The sequence below is a fragment of the Bacillus sp. Brlt_9 genome (assembly GCF_051948935.1).
GTDB lineage: Bacteria > Bacillota > Bacilli > Bacillales > Bacillaceae_G > Bacillus_A.
In genome coordinates this window covers 108,350-131,036 of sequence record NZ_JAYJLO010000003.1, presented here as the reverse complement: position 1 = coordinate 131,036, position 22,687 = coordinate 108,350, and the positions used below count along the sequence as shown (strand labels likewise).

Here is a 22,687-nt window from a genome sequence, read left to right as displayed (position 1 = left end):
AAAAGCCGCTTGAAAACGCGGCTTCCTTTCCTTAAAACCAGGAGGTAACAGATGAGTATATTAAATAAAATTGATCATATTCCATTAAAAATTGCATCACCCGAAAAAATAAAAGAAGAGTGGTCATACGGAGAAGTAAAGAAACCCGAAACTATAAACTACCGCACACACAAACCAGAAAAAGGTGGTTTGTTCTGTGAACGTATTTTTGGACCTATAAAAGATAATCAATGTTCTTCTCATTGCGGGCATTATAGAAAAGAACGACACATCGGACAGGTATGTCCTAAATGTGGTGTTGAGGTAACATTATCAAGAGTACGTCGAGAAAGATTCGGACATATTATGTTAGAAGCTCCAGTTGCACACTTTTGGTATTTCAAAGGAAAAGAAAACTATATTGCTAGCCTTCTAGATATATCTAGAGACCATCTTCAAAGAGTTATTTATTGTGACAGTCGTATCGTAACAGATCCTGGTGATACAGATTTAGAATTTATGCAGTTATTATCTGAATCAGAATACGCAAAATGTTTAGATGTGTATACAGAAGAGAACGGTTATAAAGTGGGCTTTGAAGCAGGAATCGGTGCAAAGGTAATTCGCGAATTATTAGAGAAGATTGATTTAAACATTCTTCAAGAGGAATTGAAAACTAGACTTAAAACAGAAAAATCGCAACAAAATAGAAAGTCCCTTGAGAAACGGTTACGAGTTGTACAGGCATTTTTAAGTTCTGATAATAAGCCGGAATGGATGATCTTAGAAGCTCTTCCAGTTATGCCACCTGAATTAAGACCAATGGTTCAAATAGATGGTGGACGTTTCGCAAGTAGCGATTTAAATGAATTATATCGAAAAGTGATTAATAGAAATATCAGATTAAAAAGACTGAAAGATATGGGTGCTCCATTTATTGTTATAGAAAATGAAATGAGAATGCTTCAAGAAGCAGTTGATACATTAATTGCGAATCAGAAAACAAGACGACCTGTTACCGGTCCTGGTGGAAGAGCACTTAAATCTCTTGAGGATTCACTAAAAGGGAAACAAGGACGTTTCCGTCAGAATTTATTAGGTAAGCGCGTAGATTATTCTGGACGTTCTGTTATTATCACAGGACCAAAATTAAGAATGAATCAATGTGGTATACCAAGAACAATGGCAATAGAGCTGTTTAAACCATTTGTAATTAACCAAATGATCCAACAGAAAAAAGCTATTAACATTAAAAATGCTAAGCATAAAATAGAGAATGGACATCCAGATGTTTGGCCTATACTTGAAAAAGTAACTAAAAATCATCCAGTCCTTTTAAACAGAGCTCCAACTCTTCATAAATTATCAATTCAATCATTTGAAGTAGTTGTTGTAGAAGGGAATGCAATTCAATTACATCCACTAGCTTGTTCTGGATTTAATGCCGATTTCGACGGAGACCAAATGGCGGTACACGTTCCAATCTCACGTAAGGCACAGTTAGAAGCAAGAATTCTTCTAATGGCTTCTAAAAACCTGATCCACCCACAGGACGGAAAATCATCTAAAACTCCATCTCAAGATATGGTATTAGGTTGTCACTACTTAACTATAGAAAAAGATGGCGAAAAAGGCGAAGGAAGCTACTTTACAAATGAACAAGAAGTAATTCACGCATATGAACTTGGATGGATTTCTCTTCATTCTAAGATTATTTTAGATGTTAGAGAGCATTACAAATTAGCTGGATATAAGTACTTAGTCTCAACCGCTGGAAAAGTAATCTTCAACCGCTCAATGCCTCGCGAATTACCTTTCTTAAATAACTCCAAAATCTTAACTCCAAATCCTGAGGGATTATTTAACTCCATTGATGAAGCTAAGAATTACATTTCAATCAAACCTAATTCTCCATTTGATAAAAAATTCCTAGGTCTAGTAAGTGACTACGCCTTTGATACTATTGGCGAAGAAAAAACTGTAGAACTTTTAGACGGAATGATGGATCTAGGATTTAAATATGCAATGAGAGGCGGTCTAACAATCTCGTTATTTGATATTGAGACCCCTAAAGAAAAAGAAGATTTAATGGAAGATGCAGAGACAAGAGTATCAAAAGTTAAAGAGCTATATACATATGGATTCATTACAAATGAATACCGTTACAAACAAACAGTAGGCATTTGGGCTAAAACTAGTGAACAATTAGCGAAAATCGCATATGACAACTTAATGAATGATCCGAATAACAATATCGCAATGATGATGGGTTCAGGTGCTCGTGGTAACAATGCGCAGTACAGACAGCTTGCTGCTAATCGTGGATTAATGGCAGATCCATCAGGTAAAACGATTGAAAAACCTATTAAATCCAACTTTACAGAAGGATTAACGGTTAATGAGTACTTTATTAGTACTCACGGTAGTCGTAAAGGGATGGTCGATACAGCCCTTAAAACAGCTAACTCAGGTTACTTGACTCGTCGTATGGTTGACGTTGCACAAGATGTTGTAATTGTTGATGAAGACTGTAAAACAGAAGAATATGTAACAATTGAAGCGATTAAGCCAAAAGTTGCTGCGCTGAATGAAAGATTATACGGTCGTTTCTTAGCTGAAGAAATCTATGATGAAAACGGAACGCTTATAGCCTCAAAAGATGAAATGATTTCTGCTGAAAAATCACTTGAGATAGAAAAAATTAGAGATAAAGTCAAAATTCGAAATGTAGTTACTTGTGCTAGTAAGCGAGGTCTATGTCAAAAATGCTACGGTATGGATTTAGCAACTAGAAAGTTAGTTCATATCGGTCAGCCTGTTGGCGTTATTGCTGCACAATCTATCGGTGAACCAGGAACACAGTTAACAATGAGAACCTTCCATACAGGTGGTGTAGCCGGTGAAGGTGATATTACTCAAGGTTTACCTCGTGTTGAAGAAATTTTCGAAGCAAGAAAATTCAGTGGTCCTAATGATAAAAAAGCAGTATTAACCGAAGTTGATGGGATTGTTTCTATCAAGGAAAAAGGGATTTTAAAAGAAGTAATGATTATCTCAGAAACCGAAGAGTCTGAGCCTGTAGTGTACGGAATTCCATTTGGTTTCGGTTTAACTGTAACAGAAGGGCAAAAAGTTGAAAAAGGAACGACTCTAACAACTGGACCGATTAATCCTCACGAATTATTGAAAGTAACAAACATTGAAACAGTTAGACGTTACCTAATCGACGAAGTACAGAAGGTTTATAAATCACAAGGGGTAGCTATTTCAGACAAGCACGTTGAAGTAATCGTTCGTCAAATGACAAAACGTGTTGTTGTTAGAGATTCTGGTGAATCAAAACTTAATGTTGGACGTTTAGTTGACCGAAACAGGGTAAATCGCCTTAATAAAAAGCTTAAAAATGAAGATAAGCGCGAAATCACGGTTAACGAAAAGGTACAAGGTATCACGGAAGCAGCTTTATCAGTTGACTCCTTCTTATCAGCTTCAAGTTTTGAAAGAACTTCAGAAATCTTAGCAGAAGCAGCTATTAGAGGTAAAAAGGATAAAATCCGAGGATTAAAAGAATCAGTAATCGTAGGAAAATTAATACCTGCTGGTACAGGGTATTACGAATATAAAAGAAATAAACAGAAAGATAATAAAAACTAAATAGAAGCGGGAACCCCCGCTTCTTTATATATGCATCAAGGAGGATACCAAGTTGAATCTGGATTTTAATAAATTAGAGGTCTTAATAGATAAAGAGGAAACAAAAGATAACTTCGCTAAAATATATATCGAACCATTAGAAAAAGGTTTCGCATTAACTTTAGGTACCGCTTTAAGAAGAATTATGATGAGTTCTATGCCTGGGGCAAGTGTTGCAGGTTTCCGTATGGAGGGTGTTACTCATTCATTAATGACTATGCCGGGCACTGCTACTGACGGTGTAGAACTTGTAAGTAGATTAAAACAATTAAAGTTTTCATTAGAAAGCGATAAAATTGAAACGTTAGTACTTAAAGCAACGAAACCAGGGATTTATACTACCTCGGATTTAATTTTACCTAAAGGCGTAGAATTAAAATCTGAAGAAATCGAACTTGTGAATGTAACTGGTGAAAAACCAGTTATGATAGAAATCTTCTTGAAAAAGGGAAGAGGATTTGTTCAAGCTAAGGAACATTCAAAATTAGATATTGATGGGATTATCGGTATAGACGGCTTATTCTCTCCTATTAAAACAGTAGGCTTTGAAACTGAAGATATCTATTCAGGAGAAGAAGTAACTCACCAACGATTGATCTTAAATGTAACTACAAGAGGTAATATAGAAGCGAAGACAGCAGTATTATTAGCTGTTAAGATTCTTATGAACCACCTGAGTGCATTCTACGAAATGAAAGAAAAACTATCAGAATACGAAATCTTTAAAGAAAAAGAAAAAGAAGTTGAAAGCATCAACAGTATGACTATCGAAGAACTGAAATTAAGTGTGCGTTCAACAAATGCTCTTAAAGGAGCTAACATCAAAACTGTTGGTCAATTACGTAAGATGACTGAAACAGAGGTTGGGGATCTTCGTAATATGGGTAAAACATCCGTATTAGAAGTAAAAGAAATTCTTACCAAATTGAATGTGTCACTAGGTGACTACTAAAAAAATACTAATTAGCAGACCAAATCACATATTGATTTGGTCTTTTCATATTCCTGTTCTTTCAATGACAATTCACCTTCTCCATTAAAAAAACCATATATACCTTTCATTTGAAAAGGCGAAAGGGAAATTATTAGCATATGTCAAAATAAGTATATAGGATGTAAAAATGTGATTGAAATAGAAAGGAGAATACTATGTTACGTCTTGATCATTTTGTAATCCATATTGATAATGATGTTGAGAAAATAAATAAATTGAAAAAAGAGTTTGATATACTAGATATTCCATTCGAACCGAAAAAAGGAAAAGGAACTAAAGGATTTAAAGTTGCAAATTTTTGGGCAGGAGAGCAATATTTAGAATTGCTATATTTAAAAAATTTAGACGGTGGAGGGTGGAAAAGTGAATGGGTAGATAAGTATAACCAAGGAAAGAGGGGGATTTTTGGTTTATGTTTGTTTACAGATTCGCTGGATGAAATCAAAGAGGGTTTACTGGAAAGAGGTTTGGAAATAGAAGGACCAGAAAGAATTACATTTTCTTTGTTTTTCGGATTAATTAAAAAAAGCGTGCCATTTAGGACGGTATATGTAAAACCTATTCCAAACAGTGATTTACAAATATTTTTTCTACAAATGGATAGTGAAGAAAAATATGAATTTACAAAAAAATACTTTATGAAACCGAATGCACAAGATATTGGTATTTCTTCCATTTATAAAGCTATAGTGAATAAAAATTTTTCGGACGAAGAATGGACATTTATCAAAAAAATATTTCCTCAGTTAATAGAAGAACAAGGTAAAAGAACAGTGGATATGGGAGCTACCAATCTACATTTTGTATCCACAGAAGATAACTTCCTAACGGTAGATTTGTTTTTAAAAGCGGAAAGAAAAGAACATAAAAATAGACGGATTGATATAGAAAATGTATCGATCTATTTAAATTGAAATAGGGTGTAAACTTGAGATCTTATTATGTAGACATCAACACACTCAAAACCATAGATGGTAAGTTACTTTTGAACATAAAATAGAAAAAAAGCAAGTGACTGATTCACCTGCTTTTTTCTATTTTATTTTACTAAGAGAGCTGAGCGATATTTATAATATAATTTTTTTACCAATAAAACTCGCTAACAATAATACCTGATCTTTATTTGCGCGAGTGAAAAGTCTCATATTATTAGTTACTGTTCCGATTACACCATTCTCATCTAAAGTTATTTGCATAACAATTGTGGACATATCGGTATTAACGTCATCAATATTTGTTTCCTTATTACCAATGATGATATCAGCTTTATGCTTGTCAGTAAATGTAATAGTTTTCCCGCCATATTCGTTATCTTCAATAACTGTTTCCAAAGTTCCGAAGATAGGCATTGCACCTTGAATCATACCTTTAAAACCATTTATATCGACAGATAGTTCTTCATAGAAACCGTCTCTAATAGCATTGAAAAATTCTTTTCTATCCATTTCTTTTTCCATTTATTTCACACTCCATAATTATTATAAATAGCTATATATATTTGTTAAAAACGAGAAATTTATCTCGGATTTTTAAGCGTTTAAGTTTGCTTTCAAAAATTAATAAGTAATTATTTGATACAGTACAATTAGTACAGTGACAAACATAGTTATCATCGTTACTGCAATAATTCCTTTTCTATGTTTCGATATTTTAGATGCGAGCATAAGAAAATGTTGAAGAGCCAGAGAAACTAATAATAAAAGAAAAACACTAATACCTTTTATAAACTCTAATCCATTAATAGTAATCACAATGTGTCACCTTTTCTTTTTTACTTTTTCTTAGATAAAAACTTATATTAATTTATCATAAAAATATAAAAAAGAACAGAATTATTTGCTAAACAGGTCTGATTTTTTATAAAAAGGAACAAGTAAACGATTGAATATAAAAACCAATACTAGAAGCATACAGCGTTCAATTTTGTCCCGTATGCTTCTTTTAGTTTGTGGTAATTTTACCTTCTGAAAAGAATAAAAAAACAACTAGGCCCACGTAAGAGGTACTAGTTGTTGTAAACTTCGATATAGATAGTACGTACTATTGTTATTTTATCGAATAGTTTTTAATGCTCCACTCCAAGCGATAACTTGGTCAAGCATTTCGTTAACATTATTAAGGTGTAGATCCTGAGGTTTGAAATCAGCCCCATTTTCGAAATCTGTAAATAAAGATAGAGTAGGGTGAACCCTAACATCAGCTATTTGTAATTCTGCGCATATTCCACGTAAATGTTCAGCTGCACGCGCACCGCCAGTCGAACCATAACTTACAATACCTGCCGCTTTATTATTCCATTCATCACGAGCAGAATCCAATGCATTTTTTAATGCTCCAGTTATGCTGTGATTATATTCAGAAACAACGAATACAAAACCATCTAAATTAGCTAGCTTTTCAGCCCAAGCTTTTATACCAGGTTCATCACCAGCAGTTGTAAACACAAATGGTAAATTAAAATCTGCTATATCTACAATTTCATACTCCGCATCTTCACGTTTATCCGCAATTCCTTTTACCCATTCCCCAACTTGAGGACTAACACGACCTTGACGTGTACTACCTAATATAATACCAATTTTTAGTTTTTCATTTTGCATTATTTACTACCTCCCTAGTGGATTGTTAAAAAAATTTGTTTCCAAAAAACCATTCTATTCGCCACTTACTTTTCCTTTTATAATATAAAAAAATAAGTATAGGCATAAATTGTACAAATTCCCTTTCGCTCAACTATTTTTTGTAAACAGTAAAATGAAATATTACCTATATATGAGGTTAACCTTTGGATAGAGAGATAAACTGAAAAAACAAAGAAGAACCTAATTTAGGAACGTCTTTGCTTTTCTTCTAATTGCTGCTTTTCGATTTTTATAATACTTTGTTCGGATTTATTCTTAATAGTATTTTTAAGTTCTGTGAACCAATTTGGACTCTTGTTTTTAACGTATATTAAAGGATATATACTCAAAGCATCCTCTTTTTTTAAACGGTAAAATTCTTCGATAACCCACTCGCCTGTAGAAATTCTTGGCTTTCTAACAATGTTTTGAAAGGATTCATTAACAGTTGGTAATTCAGTTTCTACACCATACGGAATGTACTTTAGAAATGCATAAATGTATAAGTGGTAATGTAAATAGGTAACAGCATTATCACCATCTCTTAATGATTCGTATATAGGGTTTTTTTCGCTTAGAGGTAGTATTACTTGTTCTTGAAATCGATCCATTTTCAAATAATCTTCGAAATTGAGTATTTTTGACAACTTATAGCCCCCCTAATTAAAAGAACCTTTCAAATATACGATGTACGTCTAGGAAGAATGTAAGTATGAATAATCCAAGCATAAAACAAACACTTATCGCATCGACAATTGTAGTTTTTATGTACCTTTTCCTTCTTATTAAGCAAATGAAGTCAACTATGATACGGCCACCATCTGTAATCGAAAGTGGTAATAGCAGATTAACTGTACCAAGCGCAATGTTAAGGATAATCATTATAGTTACATATTGATTCCAAGCCGATACCGATTGTTGTATTGCATCAACTGTACCTACAGGACCACCTAATTGTTTGACGTCAAAATGGAACAAGATTTCTATAAACTTCTCAACATAATTTTGGGTGATGTTTACTAAACCTTTAAATGATGCTTCAATACCCTGCCATACACTCAATTTTAATGCGAAACCTACTTCTTCACCTTTTTTCTTTTCAATACATTTCTCTTTAGTACCCTTATCGTCATCCAAAGAAATACATACCTTGTCTTGTTTTTTTACATATGTATACACATCTTTTATATCTTTAATTGGTCTATTATTTATACTAATAATTTTATCATTTACTTTTAAACCCATTGTGGCAGCAAGTGATTTATCTTCAATCATTCCAATTCTAGAAGAAAAATCAAATGAAATGTATGGCGCCGCAACAGTAAATAACAGAATAAAAGCTAGAATGAAGTTACCAATTGGACCCGCTAGTGCTACAAACATTCTTTTTAGTGGATGATTCTTATAGAAATAATCATTACTTACTACTACTTCACCATTCTCATCTTTAGTTGGGCGATCAAACAATACATACCCACCAAGAGGTAAAAGTTTTATGTGGTAACTGATTTCATCTTTATTGTATGAATCAGAATCTTTTTTGGGCCAAAAATGGAACTTTTTATTTTGGTATACAATAATACTTTTTCCAAATCCAACGGCAAACTCTTTAGGATGAATTCCAACAGCTTTAGCAGCCAAGAAGTGAAATAGTTCGTGAAAAAATACAATAAATCCGAAAGAAAGTATTGCTATTAAAATATGTAAAAATGTCACGTTGGCAACCCCTCCTATAAATCATATAACTTTTTCGAGTTTAATAATATTTCTCCTTTTCAATTGTGAAATAAGGGTTTTTCCAATAATTGAACAAAAGGGATAAGGGAAAATAGTTACAAAAAAGTAACAACGGACTAAATAAATGGAGGGAATTACTTTGAATAAATGGTTAGCAACTTTTCTAGCTGCTGGTGTAGTACTTCAAGGAGGAATACAGACAGTAGGTGCAGAAACTACAGAAAATATTTCGGTTGAAAAAGTAAAAGATATAGATAGCGAGAATTCTAAAGGTACCAATAAAGAAAAACAAGAAGAGAAAAAAGAAGCTGAAAAACCTTCCGATGAAAAACAAGTGGAAAAATCTAAAAGTCTAGAAAAATCAATAGAATCAAACAAAACAGAACATACAGTAACAGAACCTCAAATCCAAGGGCAATTCGGAGTTGCAATTGATAAAAATACAAAGAAGATCATATTTGGAAAAAATGCTGATGAGAAAGCATATCCAGCCAGTACCACTAAAATAATAACTGCGATTCTTCTAGTTGAGAACCTGAAAAAGACAGATAAAATTTCTATAAGTGAAGAAGCGGCAAAACAAGAACCTAGTAACCAGCAACTTCTTTACAAAAAAGGAGAAGAGATCTCTGCCGAAGATGCTTTAGAATCAATAATGATAATTAGTTCAAACGATGTTGCATACGCTGTAGCTGAAAAAATCGCAGGTTCAGCCGAAAAGTTTGCAGAAATGATGAATAAAAAGGCAAAAGAACTAGGCGCAACTAACACACACTTCGTCTTACCAAACGGACTTCATAATGAAAATCATTATACCACTGTACACGATATGGCTTTATTTACAGCTGAAGCGATAAAGCATCCGGAAATCTTGGAAAGAATGGGGCAAAGAGAAGCTGAAATAAAAACAAATGAACGAGTTGTAAAAATAAAATCGACTAATAATATACCCACTAAAAATCAAAATGCTGTCGGAGGAAAAACAGGGTATACTAATGCAGCACAGCATACACTTACTGAATACCAAAAGTCCGGAGACAAAGAAGTTATAACAGTAACAATGCATACAACTAAAGAAGGTAAATACGATGATATGAACAAAATGGCCGAGTATGCATTCGATAAAATAAAAACCAAAAAACTATATGACAAAGGCGATGTTATACAAGTCTTTGAAATGAACGACGAAGAGATTCCGGCAATATTAAAAGAAAATGCAGTTATCCCTAGTGATGTTAATCCTAAGAAACTTGTTTCAGAAATCGAATTCAGTACTGATAAAAAAGAGTTTAAAAAGGGTGATACAATTGGCTGGCTTGTTATCAAAAATGATAAAAAAGAAGAGCTAGGTAAATTCGAAATAGAAACAAATAAAGCATTTAAACCTAATGCCATAATGAAAAAGAAAAAGAGCTTAGCTAATAAATCTTTTTCTGATTCAAGTCCAGCTTTTCCTACTAACTCGGAAACGTCTTACGCTTGGACAATTGGTTTGATTTTCTCTTTACCAGTTATCACTTTCTTGGTACTACATCTATACACAAATTTAAAAAGACGTAAATATGGCAAATAATAAAAAAAGCTGATCTTATTTTTCTACATAAGATCAGCTTTTTCTTTTGTGGATTATTATTGGATTTTCAAAACTTCAAATTTTAGGATGCCCAGTGCTGGGTCATTATTTGCTTCATACGAAACAATATCGCCAACGCATTTTCCTAATAAGTTTGAACCTAATTTTGATGATACATCAATTTCATCAATACCATCACCATCTTCACCGATTAGGGTAAATGTATAAATGTTGTCATCACTATTTAAAGACTTGATTGTGATTGTATGCCCTACATCAACGTTATCAACATTCCCACTATGTTTAATAATAGTTGCGAATTTTAATTTTCGTTCTATTTCTTGTAATTCAGCATATAGCAACCCTTGTTCATCTTTCGCTGCATCGAACTCGGCATTTTCTGATAAATCTCCAAAGTCCCTAGCGATATCAATTAATTCAGCCACGCGGGGCATTTCTTCTTCTAAAATGATTGTTCGTCTTACTACCAAATTGTCATATTGAGCTTGCGTAAGTCGGATTTTCTTTTCAGCCATTGTGAAACCTCCTAAAAAAAATGAAAAAATACTTGAAATTTATATAGAAATCATTTTAATGTCGTTAAAATAACTTAAAACTGTAAGTAAAATGAAAACAACATATACTAGGATTTTATTTTTTTAAAAATGAAATTATCCTTTAATGAATAACTAGAAGAAGGGGAGTGAGGAAATGTTTTATATACTATTGATTGTACAATTAATCCTCATTGGCTTCACTTTCTTCCTTTGGTTCCAACTAAAAAGTGAAGGATTCATATTAGCTGAAGGAACAACGTCTAATTCATTTGCAAGCGGAAATAAAACTTCATTTACTAAAAAGCCAAAAGAACCCAAAAAAGAAAAAACTGAGACGTCACGCAAAAACTATAAGAATGACGAAAGTTTGTTAGATTATAGTAGTGAAATTGAAGATAATACATATACGCAGGATGAACCAATTTCTTGGGAAAACTATGGTATGAAAAAGAGAGATAGAAACGGAAATGAAGACCAACGCGAAATGGATCGTTTCTTTGGATTCGAAAAAGAAAAAGTAAGAAATGATGACTTTTTAGAACAAGTAAAGTCTAATACAGAAAATAAACCAAAATCACTTGAGGAAGAATTTAAGGAACTGTTCGATGGTGATGAAACAGAAGAGATTTCTAGTTTCGAAATGCCTTCTAACGAACAGCTTAAAAAAGAACCTGAGCTTGTGAAACCAAAAGAAGAAAAAGCAATTAGTAATACAAAGGAGAATCTATTCAAAGATTTAGATGATTTACCTAACTTTACTATTGGCGATGAAGAACCAATTGGGTATGAAGAGCCTGTGCAAAACAAAAATATTAGAAGTTATGAAGAACCTGAATATCTTAAAGATCCAGTAGGTTATGAAGAACCTAGTAAGGATGAACAATCATCAGGGGACAATTCATATGACTTCTTAAAAAATTACGATTTCGCAGCATCTCCAAAAGATGATATCAGTGATGACATTTTTGAGAAGGTACGCAATCAAAAGACTTCAAATTCATTTCAGCCGGAACAACACGTAGAACAAAACCCTAAGTCTATAGAAGATGAATGGGATTTTGATTACCTTAAAAATGACCTACCACCAGTTGCAGGTGTTAATTACGAAGAGCCAACTAATAATGGAGTAGAATATAACAAAGGTCGTTCTAGTGTACCAAATGCTGCTGAAGATGAGCAAGATGACATCTTTGAGCGCTTACAGAGACTATCTAATATGATGGATGAGCAAAAAAAATAACCGCTAGTTATTCACTAGCGGTTATTTTTTTGTTTACACGCTTTTCTCTTATTAGAGAAATTCCCATTAATACGACACCTATACCAAAGAAATAAGGAGCAAGGATGAATTGATTTTCAAAATACGGTGTAACTTCATTATTCTTTGCAACATATGCATACATAGCTACATATACCAAAGAATTCATAAAAAATAGCTTACCAGCAAACCATAAAACTCTCCAAAACATATGATTGTTCTTTTTCAAGAAATCACCTCTAATTAAGTAAATTCATAGGATTATATTATCTAAACCTCATAAAGACAAGGTGTAACTATGAGCGCTGCTTGATTAGAAAGTTTCGTAGCTCTTCTTTATCATCATTAAATTGATATCGCTTTAATAAAGTTACAAACGGAAGTTTCTTTGGTGGTACCTTTATATTCTCAGTTTCAAGATATGGTAAATACTCTTGGATTTCATCAATTAGCTTTTGGGAAAGGGAATGAAGGGAAAGCCAATTTAATACGGTTTCTTGGCCAATTAGATAGCTCAGATAAGTTAATCTAGCAGAAATATTTTGGTTGTACGTAGGAACCCTATGATCCTTCATTTGGAATAACTTTGGATTTGGTTTAATTAATCCTAGCTTCTGATAATAATAGAAAGTCTTAATAATATACTCACCCTTTATAATTTCATAGGCTTCACTTTGAATTCTCCCATTCGGAATCGCTTCGAAAAAATGTGGAGATTTTTTTAATTCCTCATATAATTCTTCAGTCCATTCTAAATCATAAAGACTAGTGAATCTAAGCGCACGAATATATGTATGTGGACTAAATTCCATATGAGCCTGGAAACCTGGCATCGGTCTTAGTAATCGTTGTTTTATATCTTCATCCCCAGTTAGCTGCGAAACAGTTTGCTTACCATCATAATAAAACGCATTAACAGTAAAATCTCTTCTTGTAAGTTTCTCAGTGAATTCTTCTTCGATGCAAGAACTAAACTCGAATTGTATCCCTCTATACATCATCCTTGTTACTCCTAAAGAAAGACCTTGTTCAGTCCAGCTTAGTTGCGAAAATAGTTCTTTTATTTTTTGTGGGGAACAGGTAGTAAGGATATCTATATCGTTAAAATCGTATCCTAACAATGTATTACGGATATATCCTCCGACCACAACAGTCTTACCATATGAATTACATTTTGTTAAAACTTCAGAAATAATTTGTTCGACATTCATTGTAATACCTCCTAAAGCAAGGAAAAACCTTGTAAACGACAAACTAAAAAAATGAGGTGATAATATGAATAAATTTCTATCAGCAATTAGACCATTTTATTTAGGGTGTATAAGTTTATTACTATTTGGTTATTTCTTATCGGCAGTCAAAGGATTCTATTTATACGAACTTCTAGATACAAATATTGGAGTAGTTTTCATTGTTTCTCTTCTAACTATCACTCTATTTGAACTAGCATACCTATCAAAAGACGGAGAAGAGAAAAAAGACAAAAAAGAAGTTGCAGAGGACAAAGTGTATTTTAAGAAGTTTGCTATTGAAAAACAAATTTTAGAAAAAGTTTTATCTGAAGGGATGAATCGTGACACTGATGATATTACTATTTCAAGCTCTGTTTTGGAAGGGAATACTGTTTTAATTAAGTTTGTAGTTAAGAACTTAGATAAAGTAAATGTTTCAAATACTTATAAAGAAGAAAAGACGAAATTAGAAAAGTTAATTAAAGAGAAATTTGATATTGAGAATGAACTAAAAATGAAGTTTGAAATCGAAGAGAAAAAATGATAGTATTTATTATTATAGATTAATAAAAAAAACTAATGAAAAAAATAAAAGGAATGAAAATATAAATGAATGAAATGTTAAATCAACCAAAAAACAGCGAACTGTTTCACATCTTATTTAAACTGCCAATTATTCAACGATTTGGAGACTTCTCTCCAAGGTACCAAGATAGTACAGCAAGTCATAGTTATCGAGTTGCTGTATTATCATTATTAATTGGCTTAACTGAGAATATTAAATACAACAGAAACTTAGATTTAAACAAGATTGTATGTCGTGCTGTTTTCCACGACCTAAACGAAGTAATTACCGGATCAATTAAACACAATACAAAAAAGAACGAAATTGTAGGAGATTTAATCAAAGAAATTGAAAAAGAAGCTTCAGAATCAATTGTAGGTTTTTTATCTCCATCTCTTCAAAATTATTTTTACGATTATATTGTATTAGCTGAAGACAGCACTCCTGAAGGAAGAGTCGTTAAATTAGCAGATACAATGGATGCATTATTATTTAGTGTACGCGAACAAAAGGCATATAATCGTTATGAATTCCCAAGAGTTCAAAAAGAATCTAAAAAAGAATTAATGAACAGTGAGTTCGAATCTATTAAAGAAATGGTAGAAGTACTAGGAGACTTTCAAAGTAAATATCACAAATTTTTGATGTATGTCCTGAAATTAGATGAAATTGATAGATGGTCACTTCAATTTAATACGTATAAAGACCAAGATGCTAGTCATACGTTTAGATGTGCTGCATTAGGGATATTCTTCGCGCATTACGAAAAAGAAAAGCACGGTACGGAATTAGATATTCAAAGGTTAGTGGGAAAAATCTTATTCCACGACTTACCTGAAACAATTACAGGAGACATCCCAGGCCCTTTAAAACATAAGAACGAAAGACGAAGTAAAGCCTTTGCTAAGTACGAGGAATCTGTTGCTGAGGATTTCGTGAGTTGGGCACCAGAATACTTAAGAGAGCATTTAGAGGATTACTTAATTAACGCTAAAGATGATACTCCTGAAGGAATTCGTGTTGATATTGTGGATAAGATTGACGCTTTAATTAAGAGTCAATTGGAAATGAATAGAGGATCAAGAGTGTATGAAGAAAAATTTAAAGGGCAACTGAACAAGTTACAAGCAAAGTACTTTGAAAACCCAGGTGTACAATTTTTCTTAGCAACTATCCTACACGATCTATATTTTGAATCAGAATTTGTAAACTAGAGCATATTACGCTCTAGTTTTTTTATTTAAGCAAATCATTAGACTAATATCCTTTTACAAATTATGATGAATATATTGATATAAAAATATTAAAAGGAGTGAGAATGAAGTGTATGTCTAAGCACGGTAACATTGAAGACGATCCAATTCTTTTGCTGCATATTGAGACAGTGCAGCCCAACGAATACAAGTTTTATATTCGACTAAAAGATTCTGAAAAACGTTTTGTAAATTATGAGTGGTTTATTTTTAAAAATGGAGAAGTTCGATTGGAACGCTGTCATTTAAAGAAGTCAGGTTATACCCAGCAATTCATCTGGGAGATTTGTAAACGAGTAAGAAGGTGGGCAGAGATCCACCAAGAAGATTTAGAATTAGAAGCCAAATTAGAAGCTGTATCAAAAAAATAATGGAAAGCAGGGATACAATGGGAACACAGAAACCAGCCCAACGCCCTTCGGTGAAAATTAAAAACATTGAAGAAGTTGGTCCAAAAACATATGAAATTTTAATGGATGTTGTAGATACGTATAACGGTATTCAGGATGAAATCTTTGTCACTTGTACAGGGGGTTTTGTTGAAGGCGATGCTGTCATTCGAACGAAATCACCATTTTCAACACAGTGCATTCAAACCATCAAGTTTAAAGCAGCACGCGGTGCAGAGGAATACGAACGCGAGCAAGCTGAAATGTAATTGAACAAAGAGGATATAGAGTATAAAAAGAAGAGCCATACACATAATGGCTCTTCTTTTTTATAAATTTCTAATTCTTAAAAATGATACGTAATACCATAGAATCTGACTACAAAGAATAATATGATAGTTCAACTACCCTTTTTTTGGTAAAATTAATCTTAAGAAAATACAAACTTAGAAAAATACATCTATTTCATTTGATTCTTATAGCTAGGAGAGATGGGAAATGGACGTAAAGTATAGGCCGGATCAATGGGATTCATTGAAAGAAGGTCTTAACAGACTGGATAAGTCAAGAAATGACCTGCTTCAAGCAAATAAATTACTAAGTGATATAAACAATACAATTGAAGAATTAGATTCGGATCATAGTATTTACTTCAATCATAAAAACAAAGAAAGAGTTATCACAGAACTATTTGATGACTATAAAGTTTTGCAAAAATATAGTCATCAGGCAGGTGATTTAGTATCAGAACATATAGATAAACCATTTTTAACAGAATTAGATGAGTTTGCTGAAAAGATGGAAAGGCTTTCGATTAGAAAGTTTTCTACTACAAATAGATTAGGAGTAACTACCGAAGTTACTTCTATAAATTCTAGTGGATATGGTACCCAGTCTATGACCGTTAAGAAAGATAAAATAACTGTCGATGATTTATTTCAAGACGTAAAGTTGTTTGCCGACGTATTAACTGAAGAATATCAGAATTATAAAAAGCAATTTCCAGATGATAAATTATCTTATGTAGCATTTCGAGAATTAAGTTTGTCACCTAGAGTATTTAATTATATTTCGATAGAAGATGAGCAGAAACAAATAGAATCGTGGCGTGATGGAATTGCTAGTGCTTTAGTAATTGCCGGAACAATAGCTTGTCCAGAAGTTGGATTTGGAATAGCTTTCGTTAATGGTGTAATGCAGACCAAGAGCTCATTTACAGGTGAGGATTGGGCTACTCAGAGGAAGCTTAGTGATAATGAACGAAGTGAAAAGGCTTTTTGGGGTACATTGGATATGGTATCAGGTGTAGGTGCTGCCCGTAGCGCTTTTAAAGGCAACCAGACATTATCTTTTGTTAAGTTAGGTAAAAACGGCGAGTTAACAAAAGCCGATCAAATTACTCTTAAACATATTGTAGAGTCATTAGAAAAAGACAGGCATATGTTTACAAACAGATTAAAAATGGATAGCTATGAATTAGCTTTAGATGTAAATAAGTTAGAGCACAAAGGTATGCAAAAATTAGCCAAGTCACTTGATGAATTAACATCACCAGCACTTGTTAATGGAATAGATGAAGCAGGATTTATGAATAGATCTGGATCGTATTTCGAGGATTTTGTAAACAACAATTACTTGCAGAATGAGTTGGTCTTGCAAAATAAGTTAGACGATGCATATTGGTTCGCTTCAAATAGAATTTCTAGTAAAATGGCAAGAAATACACCTGGTACAGCTACCACAAGTTTCAATCTACAAAGAAGTCTAGAATCGCAAAAAAAGCTGATGTATAATGAAGGCTCAATAGGTATTATCCCGTTAGAAGTAAGAGAAAAACTTGCAGGTAGAGAATTCAAAAATTTCGATCACTTTAGAGAAGAATTGTGGAAAGCTGTTGCGGATTCAAGTTATGCAGCAGAGTTTAGCCCTTGGAACATTGTGGGGATGAAAAAAGGTTTCGCACCTTTTGCACCTGCCTCACAATACCACGGAAAACATAGAGTATATATATTGCATCATAAACAACCAATACATCAAGGTGGGGACGTATATGATCTAGATAACATACTGATCGTTTCTCCAAAAATGCACCAACAAATACTAGATCCAGCTTACCACTTTGGAAAGAAAGGATGAAAATAATGAAAAGTAAAATGACGAGAGAAGAGTTAATTGCATTAGTAACGAAAATTTGTAATTTCGAAGGAACACAAGAAGAGGTAAATGATAATCTAGGTATTTTCATTGATAATGTTCCACATCCAACACCTGGAGATATTATATTTTATAATTCTGAGCAATTATCACCAGAAGAGATCGTTGACATTGCATTAAATTACAAGGAAACTAAATAACTTTATTTTAAAAAAGTGCTTACTATAAGAGTTCAATATGAAATAGATATAAATTAGTAAACGAGGATCACTATTTCGAATGTGATCCTTTTACTTTTTTGGAAATTTGTTGGACTATATAAATTTATCAGTATAGAATCTTAATGTATAAATAATAGACTATTAGGAGTGAGAAAATAATGTAACCCTACAATTACACAAAATTTATAAAAAGAATTAGAACCCGAAAATAAAAAATAGGAAAGTAGTGATAGTATGGTTGCTAATAAACCTTTAAAACGCCCGACAGTTACTTTAAAAGACATTGAAATCCTTGGTCCGAAAAAATATGGCATAACAATGTATGTTAATGATACGTACAAAAATATTCGGTCCGAAGTTTACGTTCTCTGTACAAGTGGACTAGTGCAAGGAGAGGCGGTACAGTATGGTAGGTCTTTATTTTCAAAACTCTGTATCGAGACGATTAAACGTGGAGCTGCTCTATGGGCAGAGGAATACGAACGCAATCATTTTCAAGATAATTGATTTTATAATCCATAATACAAGCAAAAAAGAGTCATAGTCTATGACTCTTTTTATATAGAATTTAGAAAAGGAGATAGCTTTTATGCTATCTCCTTTCTTTGCAATTATTTAACACCTAATTTTTCTTTTACCTTCTCAGGAAGCTCGTCTTTCTTAACTTCTTCCCAAGCTGTTACACCTTTTTTATCAGAATGGTATACACGAAGAAACGCTTCTTTACGAAGATTCTTATGGTGGCCAAACTCCATCTCTTTTTCTTTCCCATCTTCATCATATCCAGCCAATTTGTATTGATATTCTGTATATGGTGTGCCATCATCTGCTTTTCCTTTATATACCTTTCCATCAACTGTAATTTGAACATAATACTTATCTTTTCCCATACGGTTCAAGTCACATCCAACTAGCATCGTAGCAAATACGACTAAAATACTAAAAAGTGCAATATATTTTTTCACGCTGATCACCTCATATGTTTTTTTCTATATCGTTATCTTAATCTCTTTTTTCTTATGGAGAAATTTATCAACGTGACATTATCATTACACTTTTGTAATTATGAAGAACCATTTTCTTTTTTGTATATTAAGTGTTTAATTCATTCGCTAAAAGAAGAATAGATACTTTAGTTCTTCATTTGTTCAAAGGTTTTCCTTGATTAAAGAAAGAATCATACCTATATGACAACCTATTATTGGTTGAAAGAATGTAAACTACATAAGGAGAAAAAAGTTCTATGAATTGTCCAGTCAGAAAAGGTAGCATTTATTACGAAATCATAGGTAGCGGTTTCCCGTTATTAATAATGCATTCTATGGGGACGGATCATAATTCTATGAAAGTTTGGATAGAGCCTTTATTTGATGAGGTTCAAGGTTATAAGAGAGTATATATCGATCTACCTGCGCACGGTCGAAGTTTAATTGATAAGGATTTTAACTCTTCTGATGATATGCTTACAAATATTTTAGATTTCATCGATACAGTAATCCCTAATCAAGAATTCTCTCTCATTGGTTGTTCATACGGAGGGTATTTAGCTCAAGGTGTCTTAAATAATAGAAATAAAAATGTTAATAGCATTTGTTTATTGGCCACTTCACTTCATTTGAAGAATAGGGACCTTCCTGCAAAAAAAATTTTTGCAAGAGATGAAGATTTATTATCAAATTTAGAAACGGATATAAGAACCGCTTTTGAAACATTGATGAATTATCAAGATAAAGATAACTTTAAACTTTTTGTAGAAGAGATTCAGCCTGGTCGATTATTAGCTAATAAAAAATTTTTAACATCAAATTGGAGAGAGAAAGGATATTTCCTATCTGAAGATCCATTCAGTAAAGCGGAGACATTTATACAAGACGCTCTTATTATTCTAGGGCAACAAGATTCAATTTGCGGTTATAAAGACCATTTCTTTCTTCTAGAAAAATTTCCGAACTCCACATTTGCAATTTTGGACGGTGCAGGACATATGATCCAAATAGAGAAGAGAAAAATAGTACAAGAGCTACTAAAAGATTGGTTATACAGTAGTAAATAGAGTTGCAAAATAAAAGTGTAATTACAATCAATCATTGTTATAGCAACGAGAGAAATTACTAATGTGAAAAAACGTAAACTTTATATATATGTTTACGTTTTTTCTGTTTAAATATTTTTTGTCATTAAAACAGTGTCTACAAAATCTATCTTAAAAAGTTCATTTAGCGTTACCTGATGAGCATTTGATTCGTTATCTAATAGGTAGAATGAATAACCAAGTTCTTTCTGTAACTTTTTCAGTAATTTTTTAAACTCGGTAGTATCAGTTCTAATCTGATTCCATTCAAATACCACCTTTCCAATTTGATCCCAGCGAAGCAATCTTTCCATACCCTTAAATACCTCGCATTCTCCACCTTCAACGTCAACCTTAACAAGGTCAAAGTAATCAGTAGACTTGTTAAATTTCTCATCTAACGAAATAGCACGAACGTCTACTTTCCTTACCTTGTTATGACCAAATTGTTTAAAGTATTTTTCATCCGGTTCATACAAAGAACTATTCCCATTGAATTCTTCTTCAACATAAAAACTTAGCAATTCTGATCTAGAATAAACCGCGTTATGATAAGTTGAAACTCGATCGTTCAGATAATTTACTTTTACATTGTCCTCTAGAAGTTCAACCATTTCAGCATTCGCTTCAAAAGAGTAGACTTTTCCTTTTTCTTTTACGAGATGACCAAGTAGAACAGTGTAATATCCTATATTTGCTCCTACGTCTATTACCTTCATTCCCTCAGTAATGTTTTTAAGCATATATTTAGTTAATTTCGGTTCAAGCATACCTTCAGCAACCAAGATAGGAGTTAAGCTTAAATCGTTTGCTTTCGTAAACAAATAAGCGCCCCATTTCGGTCTTACTAGCATCCTGTTATTGCCCATAAATGTACCGTGCATAATTAAAACCTCCCTTATATAGTATCTTTCTTTCTGTTTATCTGCACAGATCTATGAACCTTTAACAAATTTCATATAGACATTTCCCTGTTGTGCAGCAGGACACAATAAATAAAAAAGTAAATTAGGAAAGAAAGGGGAGAGGTCAGTGGATAAGACTATCGTACAAGAGCAAGCTACCTTATTATTCAATAGAAGGATTTCAGAGGTACAAACATTTTGGGAAGAGATGACATTGAGTAAGCAAAGAGAGTTAATTGGGACTTCACTACTTATAGATGGTGAACCCGGCATTTTAGAACAATTAGTAGAGCAGTACCAATATAATGATAAGATTTTATACAATTTATATAAGTTCTACGAAGAGCAGCCGGCAAAGAAAAACTATTATAAAAATGGAATTAAGGATTCAAAATTAATTAAGAAGAATAAAGAAAATAAAACAAAAAATATAGCTATTTTTCTGCCCCATTGCCAGTGGACTGGTGGGATGAAAATGATATTTTCATTAGGAGACCTTCTTCGCGCTAAAGGCTATACAGTAGATTTTTATATTCCATACAATACAAATGGCCAAGTTTATGAACTAGAAGTGGGACCGTTTCGAGCTACTGTAATCAGTTATAAAGAAGATGAATTCATTCCTACATTTGCTAGTAATTATGATATTGCGATCGCTACGCATTGGGATTTAATTTACCCGTTATACTTACATTTTGATAAGGCAATTTTCTACAATCAGGGTGATTATAGTACATTTTCTAATCAAGAAAGTACAGTTTCAATTTTAAAGTGTTTTTATTCTTTACCCGTTTATCATATGGGAGTTTCAAGCTTTATCACTCATTTATTAAAGGATAAATTTCAAAGGAAATCTTGGATCGTTCCTTGTGGCATAGACCTTAATAAATTTAATTACAATGAAGAACTTAAAAAAGAGAACTATATTCTTATTATAGGTGATGGTTTAAACGCTTATAAAAACGTGTACAAAACAATCGAAAATCTATTACCTGTAGCGATCGAAAATCAAATGAAAATATATTGGATTACGCCTCGAGATGATCAGTTTGAACACGAAAATGTGATTAAAATTGTAAATCCAAAACAACAGGAACTCGTTAGATACATCCAACAAGCAAACGTGTTAGTGAATGGTTCCTTAATAGAAGCGTTCGGTCTTCCTGCGCTTGAGGCAATGGCTTGTGGTACACCGGTTGTTTCATCAAACAATATGGGGATATTACAGTTCGGAATTAAAGGGGAAAACTGTTTCATCTATACATTTAATGAATTCGACAAAATGAGAGAGTATGTAAGTACGATACTAAACGATAAGGAAGTATCTCAGTCATTTATAGATGCAGGACTAAGTACTGCTGCAAAATATGACATTAGTTTGATCAATGAACAGAATCTAGAGCTTATGGAGAAAGAATTTTTCGATAAGAAATATCTTGTTTAATATCATATGTGTCTAAGGACAAGCAATATAAGGAAGGTGGA

General features: G+C 32.8%; 24 protein-coding genes. 14 read left to right on the top strand and 10 right to left on the bottom strand.

Annotated elements, in window-relative coordinates:
- Positions 1-51 precede the first annotated feature (51 nt).
- The 3 genes from rpoC to VF726_RS12985 all read left to right on the top strand — a co-directional run bounded on the left by rpoC (position 52) and on the right by VF726_RS12985 (position 5,580).
- Complete coding sequence (gene rpoC / locus VF726_RS12995; protein WP_440168650.1) at positions 52-3,633, top strand: DNA-directed RNA polymerase subunit beta'; 3,582 nt, start codon at positions 52-54, stop codon at positions 3,631-3,633.
- Between the two features lie 52 nt (positions 3,634-3,685).
- Positions 3,686-4,624, top strand: coding sequence for a DNA-directed RNA polymerase subunit alpha (gene rpoA, locus VF726_RS12990; protein ID WP_440168648.1), 939 nt, complete (start codon positions 3,686-3,688; stop codon positions 4,622-4,624).
- A 197-nt stretch (positions 4,625-4,821) separates the two neighbouring features.
- On the top strand, positions 4,822-5,580 hold the full coding sequence (locus VF726_RS12985) for a hypothetical protein (RefSeq protein ID WP_440168646.1): 759 nt from the start codon (positions 4,822-4,824) through the stop codon (positions 5,578-5,580).
- Positions 5,581-5,733: 153 nt separating this feature from the next.
- Here the strand turns inward: VF726_RS12985 and VF726_RS12980 are convergent, their stop codons facing one another.
- The 5 genes from VF726_RS12980 to VF726_RS12960 all read right to left on the bottom strand — a co-directional run bounded on the left by VF726_RS12980 (position 5,734) and on the right by VF726_RS12960 (position 9,003).
- Positions 5,734-6,123 (bottom strand): hypothetical protein, encoded by a 390-nt coding sequence (locus VF726_RS12980; protein WP_440168644.1) that lies wholly within the window; start codon positions 6,121-6,123, stop codon positions 5,734-5,736.
- A 99-nt stretch (positions 6,124-6,222) separates the two neighbouring features.
- The gene (locus VF726_RS12975; protein ID WP_440168642.1) at positions 6,223-6,417 is read right to left on the bottom strand and encodes a hypothetical protein; all 195 of its coding nucleotides are present in this window, start codon (positions 6,415-6,417) and stop codon (positions 6,223-6,225) included.
- A 300-nt stretch (positions 6,418-6,717) separates the two neighbouring features.
- Entirely contained in the window at positions 6,718-7,266 is a 549-nt protein-coding gene (locus VF726_RS12970; protein WP_440168640.1) for an NADPH-dependent FMN reductase, read from the bottom strand.
- 227 nt (positions 7,267-7,493) lie between these two features.
- Positions 7,494-7,934, bottom strand: a complete 441-nt coding sequence (locus VF726_RS12965; protein WP_440168638.1) for a hypothetical protein — start codon at positions 7,932-7,934, stop codon at positions 7,494-7,496.
- 16 nt (positions 7,935-7,950) lie between these two features.
- Positions 7,951-9,003, bottom strand: a complete 1,053-nt coding sequence (locus tag VF726_RS12960) for a site-2 protease family protein (RefSeq protein ID WP_440168636.1) — start codon at positions 9,001-9,003, stop codon at positions 7,951-7,953.
- 160 nt (positions 9,004-9,163) lie between these two features.
- Here VF726_RS12960 and VF726_RS12955 point away from each other — a divergent pair, with 160 nt between their 5' ends.
- The gene (locus VF726_RS12955; protein WP_440168634.1) at positions 9,164-10,597 is read left to right on the top strand and encodes a serine hydrolase; all 1,434 of its coding nucleotides are present in this window, start codon (positions 9,164-9,166) and stop codon (positions 10,595-10,597) included.
- Positions 10,598-10,653: 56 nt separating this feature from the next.
- Here the strand turns inward: VF726_RS12955 and VF726_RS12950 are convergent, their stop codons facing one another.
- The gene (locus VF726_RS12950; RefSeq protein WP_440168632.1) at positions 10,654-11,133 is read right to left on the bottom strand and encodes a GreA/GreB family elongation factor; all 480 of its coding nucleotides are present in this window, start codon (positions 11,131-11,133) and stop codon (positions 10,654-10,656) included.
- 175 nt (positions 11,134-11,308) lie between these two features.
- On the opposite strand from VF726_RS12950, the gene VF726_RS12945 reads away from it, so the two are divergent.
- The gene (locus VF726_RS12945; RefSeq protein ID WP_440168630.1) at positions 11,309-12,394 is read left to right on the top strand and encodes a hypothetical protein; all 1,086 of its coding nucleotides are present in this window, start codon (positions 11,309-11,311) and stop codon (positions 12,392-12,394) included.
- A gap of 7 nt (positions 12,395-12,401) precedes the next feature.
- Here the strand turns inward: VF726_RS12945 and VF726_RS12940 are convergent, their stop codons facing one another.
- Together VF726_RS12940 and VF726_RS12935 are read right to left on the bottom strand one after the other, a co-directional pair.
- Positions 12,402-12,641, bottom strand: a complete 240-nt coding sequence (locus VF726_RS12940; RefSeq protein ID WP_440168628.1) for a hypothetical protein — start codon at positions 12,639-12,641, stop codon at positions 12,402-12,404.
- A 67-nt stretch (positions 12,642-12,708) separates the two neighbouring features.
- Entirely contained in the window at positions 12,709-13,623 is a 915-nt protein-coding gene (locus VF726_RS12935; RefSeq protein WP_440168626.1) for a hypothetical protein, read from the bottom strand.
- A 64-nt stretch (positions 13,624-13,687) separates the two neighbouring features.
- Between VF726_RS12935 and VF726_RS12930 the strand changes: the two genes are divergently transcribed.
- The 7 genes from VF726_RS12930 to VF726_RS12900 all read left to right on the top strand — a co-directional run bounded on the left by VF726_RS12930 (position 13,688) and on the right by VF726_RS12900 (position 18,733).
- On the top strand, positions 13,688-14,188 hold the full coding sequence (locus tag VF726_RS12930; RefSeq protein WP_440168624.1) for a hypothetical protein: 501 nt from the start codon (positions 13,688-13,690) through the stop codon (positions 14,186-14,188).
- A 65-nt stretch (positions 14,189-14,253) separates the two neighbouring features.
- Entirely contained in the window at positions 14,254-15,423 is a 1,170-nt protein-coding gene (locus VF726_RS12925) for a YfbR-like 5'-deoxynucleotidase (RefSeq protein WP_440168622.1), read from the top strand.
- A 104-nt stretch (positions 15,424-15,527) separates the two neighbouring features.
- Positions 15,528-15,833 (top strand): hypothetical protein, encoded by a 306-nt coding sequence (locus VF726_RS12920; protein ID WP_440168620.1) that lies wholly within the window; start codon positions 15,528-15,530, stop codon positions 15,831-15,833.
- Positions 15,834-15,850: 17 nt separating this feature from the next.
- Positions 15,851-16,120: a hypothetical protein gene (locus tag VF726_RS12915; RefSeq protein ID WP_440168618.1), complete on the top strand. Its 270-nt coding sequence runs from the start codon at positions 15,851-15,853 to the stop codon at positions 16,118-16,120.
- A gap of 229 nt (positions 16,121-16,349) precedes the next feature.
- Complete coding sequence (locus VF726_RS12910; RefSeq protein WP_440168616.1) at positions 16,350-17,987, top strand: hypothetical protein; 1,638 nt, start codon at positions 16,350-16,352, stop codon at positions 17,985-17,987.
- Positions 17,988-17,992: 5 nt separating this feature from the next.
- Entirely contained in the window at positions 17,993-18,205 is a 213-nt protein-coding gene (locus tag VF726_RS12905) for a bacteriocin immunity protein (RefSeq protein WP_440168614.1), read from the top strand.
- Between the two features lie 255 nt (positions 18,206-18,460).
- Positions 18,461-18,733: a hypothetical protein gene (locus tag VF726_RS12900; RefSeq protein WP_440168612.1), complete on the top strand. Its 273-nt coding sequence runs from the start codon at positions 18,461-18,463 to the stop codon at positions 18,731-18,733.
- A gap of 104 nt (positions 18,734-18,837) precedes the next feature.
- On the opposite strand, the gene VF726_RS12895 is transcribed toward VF726_RS12900, so the two are convergent.
- Positions 18,838-19,191 (bottom strand): YxeA family protein, encoded by a 354-nt coding sequence (locus tag VF726_RS12895; protein WP_440168610.1) that lies wholly within the window; start codon positions 19,189-19,191, stop codon positions 18,838-18,840.
- 278 nt (positions 19,192-19,469) lie between these two features.
- Here VF726_RS12895 and VF726_RS12890 point away from each other — a divergent pair, with 278 nt between their 5' ends.
- Positions 19,470-20,279, top strand: coding sequence for an alpha/beta fold hydrolase (locus VF726_RS12890; protein WP_440168608.1), 810 nt, complete (start codon positions 19,470-19,472; stop codon positions 20,277-20,279).
- A 107-nt stretch (positions 20,280-20,386) separates the two neighbouring features.
- Here the strand turns inward: VF726_RS12890 and VF726_RS12885 are convergent, their stop codons facing one another.
- Complete coding sequence (locus tag VF726_RS12885; RefSeq protein ID WP_440168606.1) at positions 20,387-21,181, bottom strand: FkbM family methyltransferase; 795 nt, start codon at positions 21,179-21,181, stop codon at positions 20,387-20,389.
- A 148-nt stretch (positions 21,182-21,329) separates the two neighbouring features.
- Here VF726_RS12885 and VF726_RS12880 point away from each other — a divergent pair, with 148 nt between their 5' ends.
- On the top strand, positions 21,330-22,646 hold the full coding sequence (locus VF726_RS12880; RefSeq protein WP_440168604.1) for a glycosyltransferase family 4 protein: 1,317 nt from the start codon (positions 21,330-21,332) through the stop codon (positions 22,644-22,646).
- Positions 22,647-22,687: the final 41 nt, after the last annotated feature.

Excerpts from the sequence above, each read along its gene's own strand:
- rpoC (WP_440168650.1), top strand. The coding sequence starts at position 52 with ATGAGTATATTAAATAAAATTGATCATATTCCATTAAAAATTGCATCA.
- VF726_RS12985 (WP_440168646.1), top strand. The coding sequence starts at position 4,822 with ATGTTACGTCTTGATCATTTTGTAATCCATATTGATAATGATGTTGAG.
- VF726_RS12980 (WP_440168644.1), bottom strand. The coding sequence starts at position 6,123 with ATGGAAAAAGAAATGGATAGAAAAGAATTTTTCAATGCTATTAGAGAC.
- VF726_RS12970 (WP_440168640.1), bottom strand. The coding sequence starts at position 7,266 with ATGCAAAATGAAAAACTAAAAATTGGTATTATATTAGGTAGTACACGT.
- VF726_RS12950 (WP_440168632.1), bottom strand. The coding sequence starts at position 11,133 with ATGGCTGAAAAGAAAATCCGACTTACGCAAGCTCAATATGACAATTTG.
- VF726_RS12945 (WP_440168630.1), top strand. The coding sequence starts at position 11,309 with ATGTTTTATATACTATTGATTGTACAATTAATCCTCATTGGCTTCACT.
- VF726_RS12935 (WP_440168626.1), bottom strand. The coding sequence starts at position 13,623 with ATGAATGTCGAACAAATTATTTCTGAAGTTTTAACAAAATGTAATTCA.
- VF726_RS12930 (WP_440168624.1), top strand. The coding sequence starts at position 13,688 with ATGAATAAATTTCTATCAGCAATTAGACCATTTTATTTAGGGTGTATA.
- VF726_RS12925 (WP_440168622.1), top strand. The coding sequence starts at position 14,254 with ATGAATGAAATGTTAAATCAACCAAAAAACAGCGAACTGTTTCACATC.
- VF726_RS12920 (WP_440168620.1), top strand. The coding sequence starts at position 15,528 with ATGAAGTGTATGTCTAAGCACGGTAACATTGAAGACGATCCAATTCTT.
- VF726_RS12915 (WP_440168618.1), top strand. The coding sequence starts at position 15,851 with ATGGGAACACAGAAACCAGCCCAACGCCCTTCGGTGAAAATTAAAAAC.
- VF726_RS12910 (WP_440168616.1), top strand. The coding sequence starts at position 16,350 with ATGGACGTAAAGTATAGGCCGGATCAATGGGATTCATTGAAAGAAGGT.
- VF726_RS12905 (WP_440168614.1), top strand. The coding sequence starts at position 17,993 with ATGAAAAGTAAAATGACGAGAGAAGAGTTAATTGCATTAGTAACGAAA.
- VF726_RS12900 (WP_440168612.1), top strand. The coding sequence starts at position 18,461 with ATGGTTGCTAATAAACCTTTAAAACGCCCGACAGTTACTTTAAAAGAC.
- VF726_RS12890 (WP_440168608.1), top strand. The coding sequence starts at position 19,470 with ATGAATTGTCCAGTCAGAAAAGGTAGCATTTATTACGAAATCATAGGT.
- VF726_RS12885 (WP_440168606.1), bottom strand. The coding sequence starts at position 21,181 with ATGCACGGTACATTTATGGGCAATAACAGGATGCTAGTAAGACCGAAA.